This window comes from Rhodococcus sp. ARP2 (genome assembly GCF_001029585.1).
GTDB lineage: Bacteria > Actinomycetota > Actinomycetes > Mycobacteriales > Mycobacteriaceae > Rhodococcus_F > Rhodococcus_F erythropolis.
Genome location: NZ_LEKE01000056.1, coordinates 1 through 13,094, shown reverse-complemented (window position 1 = coordinate 13,094; position 13,094 = coordinate 1). Strand labels below are relative to the sequence as shown.

Below are 13,094 nucleotides of genomic sequence, written 5' to 3'. Positions count from 1 at the left end.
AGGGGATGACGCAATCGCGGAGTTTTGTCAAAGAATGTCGAAATCGGATCAACGATCCGCGTTCTTTCGAAATGCCATCGGCGTGACACCGGTGGACTGTTTGAAAGCGGCGACGAAACTACTGGGCGTCGAGTATCCGATCTGCTCTGCCACGTCGGCGACCGCAACACCTTGGCCGAGTAGGGACATCGCCACGTTCATCCGAAGCAGTACTCGCCACTGACCGAAACTCACGCCGGTGTCCATCTTGAATCGACGAGCCAAAGTGCTGGTGCTGACGCCGATCTCGTTCGCCCAGTCTCCGAAACTGCGTGGGTCCTCCGGATGAGACAACAAGTCGCGTGCAATCCGCCCGACCGGGCCCGAATCGGGGATCTTCATCGCTCCGCGCTCGTCGCCGGGAACAACGAGGTCGAAGAACACTCGCTCGGCGCGGCGCCTCGCGTCGTCCGACATCTCGCGAGCACTCAGATGCAGAAACAACTCGTAGAGTAGCGGCGTGCCGTGTACCGCAACCGGGTGATCACCGAGCGAAGGCCCCTGCCCTACAGCGCAATACACCGTCAGGAACTGCGCACCCGCGGCAACGCGCACCGAGTGTCGATGCAGTGCCGGTATCCACAGCCCTCGTCCCGGCAACAACGTCCACATCTGGGCGCCCGAGCGAACAACCACAATGCCGGAACGCGGGAACAGAATCTCGTTCGATCGGTGCGCGTGGGTTTCCCATGTCACCGGTTGATCAGCACTCGACGCACCACCCCACAGAACCAAATCTTCGGGCTCGTCGTCTAATTCGTGTTCGGATACCACCAGCTCGTCGCTCGACGGCACGCCCCACCGGAGCCAATCACCGTCGACCTCGGATTTTGTCCGCCTCACGTCTACATCCCTGGATCGACCGTCGTCTGTCCAGGTGACTGTAACCGCTGCCCACGCCGAGCAGGTGCGGCAGGAAGTTGATCCCACCGCACCTGACCCCAAGTCGCCGCTCTAGTTCATGTCGTTCGCAATGATGTTCTCGATGTTCCGTTCGGCCAGAGCGGTGATGGTGACAAACGGATTGACTCCGACATTGCCCGGAACGAGGGATCCGTCCATGACATACAGTCCCGGGTACTCCGGCAGACGACCGTAACCGTCGGTCGCCTTGCCAAGCACACAACCGCCGAGGGGGTGGTACGTCAACTGGTCGCCCCACGTCTGCACCGGACCGAAGAGGTCGGTCCGGTAGATCGTGCCTTCCTTCTTGTTGATCTTGTCGAAGAGTTTCTTCGCCATGTCGATCGACGGCTGGTTCTGCGAGCGCTGCCAATTCAAACCGACTTTGCCTGTTGCCGAATTGAATTGGAACTGAGCACGTTGCGGATTCTTGGCAATCGCCAAGTACAGGCTGACCCACAGTTCGGTACCGGCTGGGAAGGGCGCGATTTCCGCGAACACAGGAGCCGATGCGTCGGCCCAGTTGTCGATACCCATCACGGGGATCGCCGACTGCTTCGCGCCGGTGGCGTCCCACATGTGATTGGCGCGACCCACCATCACGTTGCCGTTGTGCCCCCATTCCTGCCCAACCGCACCCGGCAAATTCGCCAGCTGCCCTTGTGCTTTCATCGCGACCAGGAGCTTACTGGTGCCGATACTGCCGGCCGCGAAGAAGACCTTGTCCGCGGTCACCGTCTTGGTGCCGACGGTGTTGCCCTGCTCGTTGATCTGGTTCATCACCACTTGATATCCACCACCGGTCGCGGCCGGCGCAACCGAGGTCACGACGTGCAGCGCCGAGATCGTGAGCTTGCCGGTGGCGGATGCCGCAGCGAGGTACGTCTTGTCCAGAGACTTCTTTCCCGCGTTGTTGCCGTAGATGACCTCACTCACCAGGGCAGACTTGGTGACCTGACCAGCAGCTTCCTGCTTCATGTAGTTGAAGTCGTAAACATTCGGCACGAATGTTGTTGTGTAACCGGATCTCTCAGCGGTCTTTCGCCCGGTTCGTGCAAACTTGTAGTACTCGGTCGACTCGAACCAGGCCGGGTCGATGTTGTTGACTCCGAGCGCAGCGTTGGCCCGCGGGAAGTACGTCGAGTACATCTCGTTGGAATCGACCCCGGGCAGGATCTCTTCGAAGTAGTTGCGCTTGGGTGTGACGGCCATGCCGCCGTTGACCAGCGACCCGCCGCCGACCCCTCGGCCTTGGTAGACCTTGATCCCGCCGAAGTCCTCAGCGTCGAGAACGCCGACGTAGCGGCTGATGTTCTTGTCCACCGAGCCGCCGGAGAAGTGCGAAACCGGTTGAACTGTACGGTCTCTGAGCCAGAAGGAACGTCCGTCAGGTGAGAGCATCGGGCAGAAGACCTTGCCGTCGGACCCCGGTGTGGTCCACGACTTCCCCATCTCGACCATGTGTGTGTCGATGCCGGCCTGCGTCAGCCGAAGTGCCGCAACGGCTCCGCCGTACCCGCTGCCGATCACGAGCGCAGGGACACGGTCTCCGTCGCTCAATGCTCGCCTGGGCGCAGCGGCGGCCGTAGTCCACGAGGACGAGAGCGCAGCGGCGCCCACAGCTAATCCTGTTGCTGCCAAGAAGTTTCTACGCGAGAGCGTGGAATTGGTACGTGCGTGCCGTTCGTTGGATCCAGCGCGAATGCTCAAGTGTGCCCTTCTCTTTCCGTGACCCCCGCGCTGAGATATACCGGGAGAAACCGAACGAGAAGTCCATACTCGTGGGTAACTTCGAGGAACCGTTGATTTTCCATGAAAAGGGCCGATGAACAGAAAGTTCACCGGCCCTCCGAAAGAACGAGTCAGGGAAGAGAGATGCGCCCTTCGACGGCGCCGAGTCCGATGTCCGTGCGGAAATGACCGCCGGGAAGCTTGACGTCGGCGATCTTTGCGTAGGCGTCGTCACGCGCTTCGGTCAGATCCGTGCCCACTCCGACAACACTCAGCACACGCCCGCCGGCCGAGACGACGGCTCCGTCTTCACGCTTTTTGGTACCGGCATGCAGGACTCCGTCGGCGTCGGCTCCGGTGATCACGTCGCCGGTGCGGGGGGTCGCCGGGTAGTTCTCGGCAGCAATCACGACCGTGACAGCGGAACCGTCGCGCCACTGCAACGGACCGACCGAATCGAGTGTTCCGGTCGATGCCGCATTGAGTAGACCGCCCAGCGGCGTTTCGAGGAGAGCAAGCACGGCCTGAGTTTCGGGGTCACCGAATCGGCAGTTGAATTCGACGACGGCCGGGCCGTCGACACCGATCGCGAGACCGGCATAGAGAAGGCCGGAGAAACTGCTACCGCGTGCGACCAACTCGGCAGCTACGGGCTTGACGACGTCGTCGATGATCTGCGTGACCATCTCGTCGGGCAGCCACGGCAAGGGTGTGTACGCGCCCATGCCGCCGGTGTTGGGTCCGGAGTCTCCGTCGCCGACGCGCTTGTGGTCCTGAGCCGGGAGCAGCGGGATCACGGTTTCACCGTCGACGAGGCAGAAGAGCGAAACTTCCGGACCGTCGAGGAAGGATTCGAGGAGAACCGGGTGCCCGGTCTCGAGCAGTTCAGCGGCATGATCGCGCGCGGCGAGACGATCGGTCGTGACGACTACGCCCTTGCCCGCGGCCAGTCCGTCGTCCTTGACCACCCAGTTGGGACCGAAGCGGTCGAGTGCTTCGTCGAGCTTGGCCGGATTGTCGACGATCTCGCTGTGAGCGGTCTTGACGCCGGCGACAGCCATCACGTCCTTGGCGAAAGCCTTCGATCCCTCGATGCGGGCGGCGTCGGCCGAAGGCCCGAAGCAGGCGATACCTGCTGCGCGCACCGCGTCTGCAACACCGAGAACCAGCGGAACCTCGGGTCCGATGACGACGAGGTCGGCTTCGACCTTCTGGGCCAGCGCGGTAACCGCGTCACCAGAAGCGACGTCGACGGGGTGCTGCTCGGCGATTTTTGCGATCCCGGCATTGCCAGGCGCGCAGATCAGGGCCGTGACACCTGGATCGCGAGCAAGAGAGAGAAGGAGGGCATGTTCACGGGCTCCGGAGCCGATTACTAGTACGCGCACGGGGAACAGACTACGGCCTGCGATAACAGCGCTCTCGGAGTGCCACTGACGGGGCCAAGGTCCCAGCGTTCGACCTTTGTGCGAAATATCCGTTTCGAGATGAGATCATATGAATACCTGAATAGGTGAACAGATGTTTTCGGACACCTGTCCACCAAGGAAAGGACACCCGTGAAACTCCACAAACCCGGCGTTCTGACGCTCACCGCAACAGCCGCAATCGGCGCACTTCTGATCACGTCGTGCAGTAGCCCGACTGGCACCGACTCCTCGGGCAACAACGACGGCCTGGTCTTGGCCGACGGCTACGAACTGGGCGGCTACAACCCGGTCGCAGGGTTCGGCGCTGCCGGTGAGGCCAAGATGTACGACGGTCTCGTCCGGCTCACCGGAGGCACCGGTATGCCGGGATTCGAGCCGTCTCTGGCCGCGGAGATGCCCACGGCCAACACCGACGCGACAGTCTGGACGGTCAAACTCCGCGACGGGGTCACCTTCTCCGACGGATCGACCTTCGACGCCGCCGACGTGGTTGCCACGTACAAGGCGATCCTCGATCCCGCTTCCGCCTCCGAAGCGCGGTCGTCGTACGACATGATCAGCGACGTCGTGGCCGTCGACGACAGCACAGTCGAGTTCCGCCTCGCCTACTCGTATGCCCCACTGCTGACGAAGATGCTGATCGGCATGGTTCCGTCGGAGTCCCTCGCGACACCCGGGCTTGCCGCCGAATCGCCGTTGAACACCGCACCGGTTGGTACGGGTCCGTACACACTCGTCGACCTCTCACCGGATCGAGCGGTCTTCGAGGCGAACGAGAACTACTGGGACGGTGCGCCGGAGATCAAGAAGCTCACTCTCCTCTATGTTCCTGACGACAACACCCGCGCCCAACGTATGGCGTCCGGCGAGATCGACGGAACCAATCTCCCTCCACTGCTTGCCAATACGTTCTCAGGCAAGGACAACATGTCCGTGACGGCCCATCAGTCAGCAGACTGGCGCGGGCTCTCACTCCCGACGAACAATCCCGTGGCAGGCGACAAAGCCGTGCGGATGGCGCTCAACCTCGCCGCCAATCGCCAGTCGATGATCGACAACGTCCTGGGCGGACACGGCCGCGTCGCCGCCACTCCGATCCCCGAGGTCTACGGCGATTCGTACAACCCGAACGCAACCTTCGCCTACGACCCGACCCAGGCCGAGCGAATACTCACCGAAGCGGGCTGGATCGAAGGTGCCGACGGAATCCGTTCGAAAGACGGTCAGCGGGCGCAGTTCACGATCATGTACAACTCCGTCGACACCGTTCGACGCGATCTCGCTCAGGCATTTGCCTCCGACGCTCTCGCTGTCGGCATCGAAGTGGACCTCGAAGCACTCTCCTGGGACCGCATAGACCCTCGCATCAACCAGGATTCGACGCTTCTCGGTGGCGGCGACGAACCTTTCGACCCCGACACACAGGCGTACGACGCGCTGAACTCGAAGTACATCGCGCCCGGGGTCGGCAGCATCTACGACAACGCCAGTGACTACTCCAATCCAGCAGTCGACGCCGGCTTGGAAGTAGGACGCCGCAGCCTGGATCAGGCAACGCGTGATGCCGCGTATCGCGACGTACAGCAGGCGTACGTCGAAGATCCCGGGTTTGTCATCCTCGTGTTCCTCGACCATACGTACGTGTCGAAGGATTCCGACTGGCAGATGTCCGGACCGGTACTCGAACCACACTCACACGGTGTGACCTGGGGTCCATGGTGGTCACTGCAGACGTGGGCCCGAGGGCAATGACAGCGGTCGACGTTCGGCCAGACGCGGGGCCGACACGGGGTCACCGTGACAACTCCCGCCGAAAGGCCATCCTCACGATGGTCGGTCGGCGGGTGTTGTTCATCGTGCCGGTCATCGCCGTGGTGTCCGCGGGACTCTTTGCCGCCGCCGCGATCTCACCGTTCGATCCACTGGTCGGCTACCTCGGCACGCGATACATGACGACAAGCGACGCAGACAAAGCGTTGATCGCCGATCAGATGGGTTTCGACAACCCCTGGTACAGCACGTACTGGAATTGGGTCCAGGGTGTGTTCACCGGCGATCTCGGGATCTCCCGATCGTTCAATCAGCCTGTTTCCCAAGTCATCTTCGAACGTCTGCCATGGACCTTGCTGCTGGTCGGTATCTCACTCCTCATCGCGATTCTCGCCTCGCTGACACTCGGTGTTCTCGCCGGAATCCGCAGTGGAGGATTCCTGGACAAGACCGTGTCAGGGCTGAGCGTCGTGGTCCAAGGACTTCCGCCGTTTGTCTTGTCGCTGGGTGCCATCGCGCTCTTCGCGCTGGCTCTCGGCTGGCTCCCGGTCGCCGGACTGACCGACGGGGGCGCCGATCCCACACCGGAACAGGTGATCCGGCACTTGGTCCTACCGGTGACGGTGCTCGCCATTTCGCAAATGCCGTGGCTCCTACTTGCCGTCCGAGAGTCCGTCGTGGGTTCGAAGAGTGAGGGATTTGTCGCCGGCGCGGTAGCACGCGGTATCCCGACGCCGACCATCACGAAGCGCCACATACTGCCCACATCACTGGCACCTTTCGTCAACATCGTCGGCGTGCGGTTGCCCGAGCTGATAGTCGGGGCAGTGCTGGTGGAAGAGGTGTTCAGTTGGCCGGGGATCGCCGGCGCCATCGTGTCGTCTGCGCGAGACCTAGACATGGCACTGCTCGCGTTCCTCACCGTCGGTACGACATTGACGGTCATGCTCGGCTCACTGCTTGCCGACGTGCTGGTTGCAGTGCTCGACCCGAGAGTAGGTACCGATGGCTGAACGACGCTTCAAGATCGCCCTCGGCGTGCTGATCCTCGTTGCGCTGTACGCGGCGTTGGTCCCATGGTTGGCCGACGTCGACGACCGAGTCACAGACTTCTCGGCGGCTCGCCTGGCTCCGTCGTTCGATCACCCGTTCGGAACCGACTCGGCGGGCCGAGATCTATTCGTGCGCATAGCTGCAGGCATCAGAACCTCACTTCTGATCGCACTCGCCTGCGCGCTGCTCGCCACGGTGATCGGCGTCGCCGTCGGCACTACGGCCGGACTGGTCGGCGGCTGGGTGGACAGGTTCGTCATGCGCGGCACCGATGCCGTCAACGCACTCCCCCACCTGTTGCTCGGCATCGTCATCGTCGCGATGTTCCGTGGAAGCATTGCCGCCATCGTGCTTTCGATCGCACTGACCCACTGGACCCAAGTGGCCCGGATCATCCGCTCAGAGATCTTGAGTCTGCGCGAGCGTCCCTACATCGACGCCGCCATTCTCGCGGGAGCAAGTCGACGTCACGTGATCATGCGCCACCTCGTGCCGGCGACCGCGCCACAGGCCTTGATCGCAGTCGTTCTCCTGCTGCCCCATGCCGTCTGGCACGAATCAACATTGTCCTTCCTGGGTTTCGGTCTTCCCCCGCACAAACCCAGTCTCGGGACGCTCCTTGAAGAGGCACGCAGTTCTCTACTCCTCGGCGGTTGGTGGACGCTTGCATTCCCCGCCGCAGTCCTCGTGATCGCCACCGTCGCTGTTGCAGTTGCCGGTTCGGCCCTGCGGTCGATGCTCACGCCCCCTCGACCTTCGGAGCTACGACTGTGAAACGCGGCCTACGCATCAAATCCCTCACCGTCAGGATCCCTTTGCCCGGAGGATCCGTAGTCCACGCTGCGAGCGACATCGACCTCGACGTTCCAGCCGGCACGGTGACCGCACTTGTCGGGGAATCCGGGTGTGGCAAGTCGATCATCGCCACCTCGGTCATGAACATGTTGCCGCCGAATGCTTCTCGAACCGGAACGGTCACCGTCGATACAGCGGACCTCGAGATCGACGTCTTCTCCGGCACCGCGTTCCGTGGGCGGCACGTGGCTCTCGTTCCACAATCCGCCGCAACACATCTCACCCCCGTCCGGACTGCGCGATCGCAACTACAGGAGACGATCGACGCACTCGGCGGCGATCACACTTGCGACGCCTTGGCACTTCGCGTCGGACTCGAACCGTCGGCCCTGGACTGTTACCCGCACGAACTGTCGGGCGGCATGGCGCAACGCGTTGCCATTGCCGGTGCGCTGGCCGGGAATCCATCGGTGATCGTCGCAGACGAACCCACCGCCAACCTCGACCGCGAACTCACCGACCACGTCATGGGATTACTTCGAGAGTGCGCTGACTCCGGGGCGGCTGTCCTGCTCATCACCCATGACCTTGCATCACTCACCCGCAGCGATGTCGCGGATCGACTTGCCGTCATGTACGCATCACGCATCATGGAAACCGGTCCGGCGGCTCTGGTGTTCCAAGATCCGCTTCACGAATACACCCGAGACCTGCTCGGCGCCTTGCCATCCCGAGGCTTGAATCCCATGCCCGGATCACCACCGCAACTCACCGATCTCCCCGACGACTGCGTCTATCACCTACGACGCCCGGAGTCGAAACAATCCGGTGGCCCGACCGAACTGGTCACACTGGGTGACCGCACGTACCGAACACTGCGGAAGGTGGGCTGACATGAGTCTGCAAGCTCTGGGAATTACCAGCGGTTACCACCGGAACCGACCGGTGCTCGAGAACGTCTCGCTCGAAATTCCGCCGGGAAGGCTGATCGGCCTGACCGGGCCTTCTGGCACCGGAAAATCAACACTTGCAAGGATTCTCGCCTCGTTGGATGCACCGTGGTCAGGTGAGGTGCGAATCGACGGATCACCCGTCGTGGGTACCAAATTCTCGGTACCCGCGACACTGCGCGGGACGGTGTCCATGCTGTTTCAGTCACCTCGCGCATCGACCGACCCTCGGCAGACGCTCGCCTCGATCATCGGTCAACCCGGCGATATTGCCGGTAGGACAATCGATGTGGTCGCACTGGCAGCAGAAGTGGGCCTCACTCCCGATCTCTTGTCCCGTAGACCCCACCAGGTGAGCGACGGCCAACTGCAGCGCGCCTGTCTAGCGAGATCGCTGGCGCAACAACCGAAATACCTCATCTGTGACGAAGCGACGGCGATGCTCGACGCCGCCACGACGGCCGCGCTCATTCGGTTGATCGAGAGTCGCGCCACCGAAACCGGCGTCGGCGTATTACTCATCAGCCATGATCGCGAATTGCTCGACGCCTGCTGCGACGTGGTCCACGACCTAGACGGCATTCGCGCTTAGAGCGTGTTGCCAATCCTGATCCGGTAGTTCACGGGCGAGTGTTTATGCGTTTTGCGTGATGCGATTTCGGATGAGGCGGTGGAGGTGATCGGTCCGTTGCTCCCGAAGGTGAAGGCGACCGGTCAACCGCCCGTAGATCGGCGCACGGTGTTCGAACCGACTGCGTGGCGGTTCCGGACGGGAGCGCGCTCCACCGACTCTCCTGCAACACTCGCAACTCTGCCTGGGATCTTCCTTGCCGCCTGCACCAACGAGGCGCTTACTGATCAAACGGCGCCGTGAACGACACTGGTTTGCCGGTGGCGCGCGCGTACGCGATCTCTCGGCGCGTGGACTCGCCAATGTATCCGCGTGGGTTGACGACCAGCACCCGATCAGCCAGGTCGATCTTGCGCAGGTGAAGCGCGTCGAGCAGCGTTTTCTGCTCGATAGAGATCGCCTCGTCTGCTTCACCCGGCGCGACGACGATCACGCCTGCGAACGTCAGGTCGCGGTTCGCCTCCCGCATCTCTTCAGCGAATCGCACAGAGCCGCAAATACAGACAATCTCAGGTCGATCAGGCACGCTTCATTCTCTCATCGACCCGAGAACGCACGGCCATACCAGTCTCATCTGCCACCTCGAGCAACACACCCCAGCCCAACAAAATTGACCCTTGACTCGAACGCGTGTTCGAGTATTGTTTTGGGTGGGGATCGGGGGATTCAATGAGTGTCTATCTGTCGGACGTGGTTTCGGGTTCTGCGGTGGGGTTGCGCGGACGCCTGTGGCAGCTGTCTGCTTCTGAGTTGCGTGCTGCCGCTATCGAGGCGAGTGCGGAGATTCTTCGTCTCGAGGCTGTGCGGGTGGCGGTGGTGGACGAGTTGTCGTTGCGGCCGGATGATCAGGTGATTGCCAGCCGCGGGGTGGGTGCGTGGTTGGCGGCGAACACGATGCTGCAGGTCCGGGACGGGAAGAAGATCGCCGCCCTCGGTGCAGCGCTACGCCCGTTTCCCGCGGTGGCGGCCCGGTTCGATGTCGGGGACTGCTCCTTCGATCATGCCGTGTTGATCGTGGCGTTCTGCGAATCACCACCAAAGGGCATGCCGGACGAAGCGTTACCGAAGTGCATCGACCTGTTGCTCGCTGCTGCGTCGGGCGTGGAGGCGACGACCACGAAGGTGCGGAGTGTTATCGCGACCTTGGAGCGCATTTTCGAATCCGACGAGATTCCACCCGCCGAAGATATCGACCGCAACGAGCTCCGGATCGCATCGACACTGAACGGTCGGGTGGTGGTGCGCGGCGATTTCGACGCCCTCACCGGCGAAATGCTGCTGTCGGCGTTGTCGAATCTGACGATGCCCACCCCGGCACCCGATGGAACCCCCGATGCCCGGTCGGCGGCGAAGAGGACTGCGGACGGGTTCACCGAACTGATCCGCCGCTACCTCGACTGCGCCAAAACCGGCACCGACGGTGGCCAGCGTCCGCACGTGAACGTGCACATCAACGCCCGTGATCTGGCGGAGCATCGGGACTGCGCCGCAACACCCTCCAAGACTGATGACGGAATGGCCGTATCGGATCTCGATGTCGGACACATGCCCTGGCTCGGACCACTGTCCGTCTCGCAGACCAGACTCCTCGGTTGTGATTGTTTCCTGTCCACGGTGCTGCTCGACGATCACGGCGCGCCCTTGGATGCGAAACCCGGAAAGAGGTTGGTCACCGCGGAGCAGCGAGTGGCGTTGATCGCCCGAGACAAAGGCTGCGCGTTCCCCGGCTGCACATGCGTGCCCGCCTGGACCGATGCACACCACATCCGGCACTGGGCCAACGGCGGCCCGACCGTGATGAACAACCTTGTCCTGCTGTGCCGTTCACATCACCGGCTGATGCACCGCAAAACCGGATTCGTCGGGAAATGGGAAATTCGCATCGGGGTCGACAACAAACCCTGGTTCATCCCACCACCCTCGATAGACCCGCAGCAGCACCCGCGGCCCGCGAACACCACCTTCAAAACCTGAGGACGAACCTCAGACATACAACTTCACGCCAGGTCCGCATCGGGGGGAGCACCTCCGATGCGGACCTGGCGTGCGTTCATGTTGGTCAGCCCCCAACCGTCAAGTCGTAGAGGGTTACTCCGTCCACCGTTGTGGCGGTGAAGTTTTCGGTCACCCACGTCGAGATGGCGGTAGCGGTGCCTTCGGCGTTCATACCGCCACCCATCCCACCGCCGGCGATGAAGAAGTGAATCTTGCCCTCTGACACGTACTGCTGGAACTGCGCGAGCGTCGGGGACGGATCACTCCCGTTGAACCCTCCGATAGCCATGACCGGTGACTGCGTCGCAAGCTGATAGCCCGATGCGCTGTTGGACCCGATTGCCGCGGCTACCCACGTGAACTGGTCGGAGTTCTCTTCGAGTGTGGACACGACCGCGGCTCCCGGTGTGCTGCCCTGAAGCAAACCACCGGCGGCGCCGCCGCCCATTGCGCCCCGCGTTCCGTCGGTGGCCGATGTGGTGGTACCCGGAGCTGTTGCACCACCGGGCGTCTGACCCATTCCGGCAGGGGGCGTTCCCGGCGTTCCGGTCCCTGCCCCGTCAGTCCGACGGTTACCGCCGTCAGCCATGCCGCCAAATCCTCCGAATCCTCCGCGGCCACCGCCGGGCCCGCCCATTCCACCTTCGACGCTCGGTCCGGCCGAAACTATGGAACCGGTATGCGGAGTGTTGATCGTGTCGATCGCGTACGCAGTCGGACCCGCCAGACCGGTGAAGATCGCCGCGAGGATCACTGCCACAGCCAATCGACCTCGCGTCACTGCAGGAATCAGCACTGCCACGGCAGTGACGATGCCGACGACCAGAATCGCCCAGCGAAGCCACGGTACGAACGAAGGCGAGCGTCCGAGCAGTACCCACGCCATCGCGACGGTTGCCGCCAACGACACTGCCAGAACGAGGCGAACCCAGAGGACGTCACGATGACGCCAAGCGAATACGGATCCTGAACCGATCAGTGCGGCGATCGCCGGCGCCAGCGCAACGGTGTAGTAAGCGTGGAAGATTCCCGCCATGAAACTGAAGGTCAATCCGGTCACCAACAGCCACAGTCCCCAGACGATGAATGACGCGCGCTGTGTGTCAGCGCGGGGAGCCCTGCCTCGCAGCACGATTCCAGCCACCAGAAGTATCAGTGCAGCAGGAATCAACCAGGCAATCTGTCCGCCCTGGGCAGATTCGAACAGTCGGGTAATGCCGGTACTCCCCCACATACCGCCACCGGCGCCACCACCTGGTGCCATGCCTCCCGCTGCCATACCGCCTGCGGCCTCGCCCATTCCGGGGAAGCCTCCCGCAGCAGCACCGGCCGCAGCATCACCAGCACCGCGCATTCCGCCGCCGCCGACGCTTCCGGTCTCGTTGCCGCTCAAGCGTCCGAGCCCGTTGTAGCCGAGTGTCAGTTCGAGAATCGAATTGTTCTGCGAACCACCGATCCACGGACGTGAGTCGGCCGGCCACAGTTCGACGATTGCCAACCACCATCCGGCGGAGACGATCAGTCCGCCCAGTGCCGCGAACAGTTGGAGTACGCGCTTACCCAGTTTCGGCGGTCCGGCGATCAGATAGGTGAGCGCCAGCGGTGGAACTACCAACATGACCTGTAATTGCTTTGTCAGGAAACCGAATCCGCAGAAGATACCGACCAACACCAGCCAGCGGGTGCGACCGTCCTGCACGGCGCGCATCATCGCCCACACTGCTGCGATCATCAGGAGCACCAGCAGGGCATCCGGGTTGTTGAACCGGAACATCAGCGCCGCTACGGGTGTGAGCG

At 62.6% G+C, this 13,094-nt stretch carries 11 protein-coding genes; 6 read left to right on the top strand and 5 right to left on the bottom strand.

The window, feature by feature from the left end:
* Positions 1-48 precede the first annotated feature (48 nt).
* The 3 genes from ABX74_RS14615 to purD form a co-directional block, all read right to left on the bottom strand.
* A complete protein-coding gene (locus tag ABX74_RS14615; RefSeq protein WP_047889097.1) occupies positions 49-882 on the bottom strand; it encodes a helix-turn-helix domain-containing protein in 834 nt (277 codons plus the stop codon).
* Between the two features lie 111 nt (positions 883-993).
* A complete protein-coding gene (locus tag ABX74_RS14610; protein WP_201026968.1) occupies positions 994-2,562 on the bottom strand; it encodes a GMC oxidoreductase in 1,569 nt (522 codons plus the stop codon).
* A 242-nt stretch (positions 2,563-2,804) separates the two neighbouring features.
* Positions 2,805-4,061 (bottom strand): phosphoribosylamine--glycine ligase, encoded by a 1,257-nt coding sequence (gene purD, locus ABX74_RS14605; protein ID WP_047889096.1) that lies wholly within the window; start codon positions 4,059-4,061, stop codon positions 2,805-2,807.
* A 171-nt stretch (positions 4,062-4,232) separates the two neighbouring features.
* On the opposite strand from purD, the gene ABX74_RS14600 reads away from it, so the two are divergent.
* Genes ABX74_RS14600 through ABX74_RS14580 form a run of 5 tightly spaced genes read left to right on the top strand, consistent with a single transcriptional unit; the run spans position 4,233 to position 9,263 of the window.
* Positions 4,233-5,855, top strand: a complete 1,623-nt coding sequence (locus ABX74_RS14600; protein WP_047889095.1) for an ABC transporter substrate-binding protein — start codon at positions 4,233-4,235, stop codon at positions 5,853-5,855.
* Complete coding sequence (locus ABX74_RS14595) at positions 5,852-6,886, top strand: ABC transporter permease (protein ID WP_082148508.1); 1,035 nt, start codon at positions 5,852-5,854, stop codon at positions 6,884-6,886. The genes ABX74_RS14600 and ABX74_RS14595 overlap by 4 nt, the downstream gene beginning before the upstream one ends.
* Positions 6,879-7,700, top strand: coding sequence for an ABC transporter permease (locus ABX74_RS14590; RefSeq protein WP_020906350.1), 822 nt, complete (start codon positions 6,879-6,881; stop codon positions 7,698-7,700). The genes ABX74_RS14595 and ABX74_RS14590 overlap by 8 nt, the downstream gene beginning before the upstream one ends.
* Positions 7,697-8,614, top strand: coding sequence for an ABC transporter ATP-binding protein (locus tag ABX74_RS14585; RefSeq protein WP_047889093.1), 918 nt, complete (start codon positions 7,697-7,699; stop codon positions 8,612-8,614). The genes ABX74_RS14590 and ABX74_RS14585 overlap by 4 nt, the downstream gene beginning before the upstream one ends.
* Position 8,615: 1 nt before the next feature.
* Complete coding sequence (locus tag ABX74_RS14580) at positions 8,616-9,263, top strand: ABC transporter ATP-binding protein (RefSeq protein ID WP_047889092.1); 648 nt, start codon at positions 8,616-8,618, stop codon at positions 9,261-9,263.
* Between the two features lie 259 nt (positions 9,264-9,522).
* On the opposite strand, the gene ABX74_RS14570 is transcribed toward ABX74_RS14580, so the two are convergent.
* Positions 9,523-9,771 (bottom strand): hypothetical protein, encoded by a 249-nt coding sequence (locus tag ABX74_RS14570; protein WP_223257917.1) that lies wholly within the window; start codon positions 9,769-9,771, stop codon positions 9,523-9,525.
* A 200-nt stretch (positions 9,772-9,971) separates the two neighbouring features.
* Here ABX74_RS14570 and ABX74_RS14565 point away from each other — a divergent pair, with 200 nt between their 5' ends.
* Positions 9,972-11,276, top strand: coding sequence for an HNH endonuclease signature motif containing protein (locus ABX74_RS14565; RefSeq protein ID WP_047889090.1), 1,305 nt, complete (start codon positions 9,972-9,974; stop codon positions 11,274-11,276).
* A gap of 85 nt (positions 11,277-11,361) precedes the next feature.
* Here the strand turns inward: ABX74_RS14565 and ABX74_RS14560 are convergent.
* Positions 11,362-13,094: glycosyltransferase family 39 protein (locus ABX74_RS14560; protein ID WP_047889089.1), on the bottom strand; the 1,733-nt coding region annotated here is incomplete at its 5' end.

What these genes read in the sequence shown, in the direction of transcription:
- ABX74_RS14565 (WP_047889090.1), top strand. Translation starts at nt 9,972, where the DNA reads ATGAGTGTCTATCTGTCGGACGTGGTTTCGGGTTCTGCGGTGGGGTTG.
- ABX74_RS14595 (WP_082148508.1), top strand. Translation starts at nt 5,852, where the DNA reads ATGACAGCGGTCGACGTTCGGCCAGACGCGGGGCCGACACGGGGTCAC.
- ABX74_RS14580 (WP_047889092.1), top strand. Translation starts at nt 8,616, where the DNA reads ATGAGTCTGCAAGCTCTGGGAATTACCAGCGGTTACCACCGGAACCGA.
- ABX74_RS14590 (WP_020906350.1), top strand. Translation starts at nt 6,879, where the DNA reads ATGGCTGAACGACGCTTCAAGATCGCCCTCGGCGTGCTGATCCTCGTT.
- ABX74_RS14570 (WP_223257917.1), bottom strand. Translation starts at nt 9,771, where the DNA reads ATGCGGGAGGCGAACCGCGACCTGACGTTCGCAGGCGTGATCGTCGTC.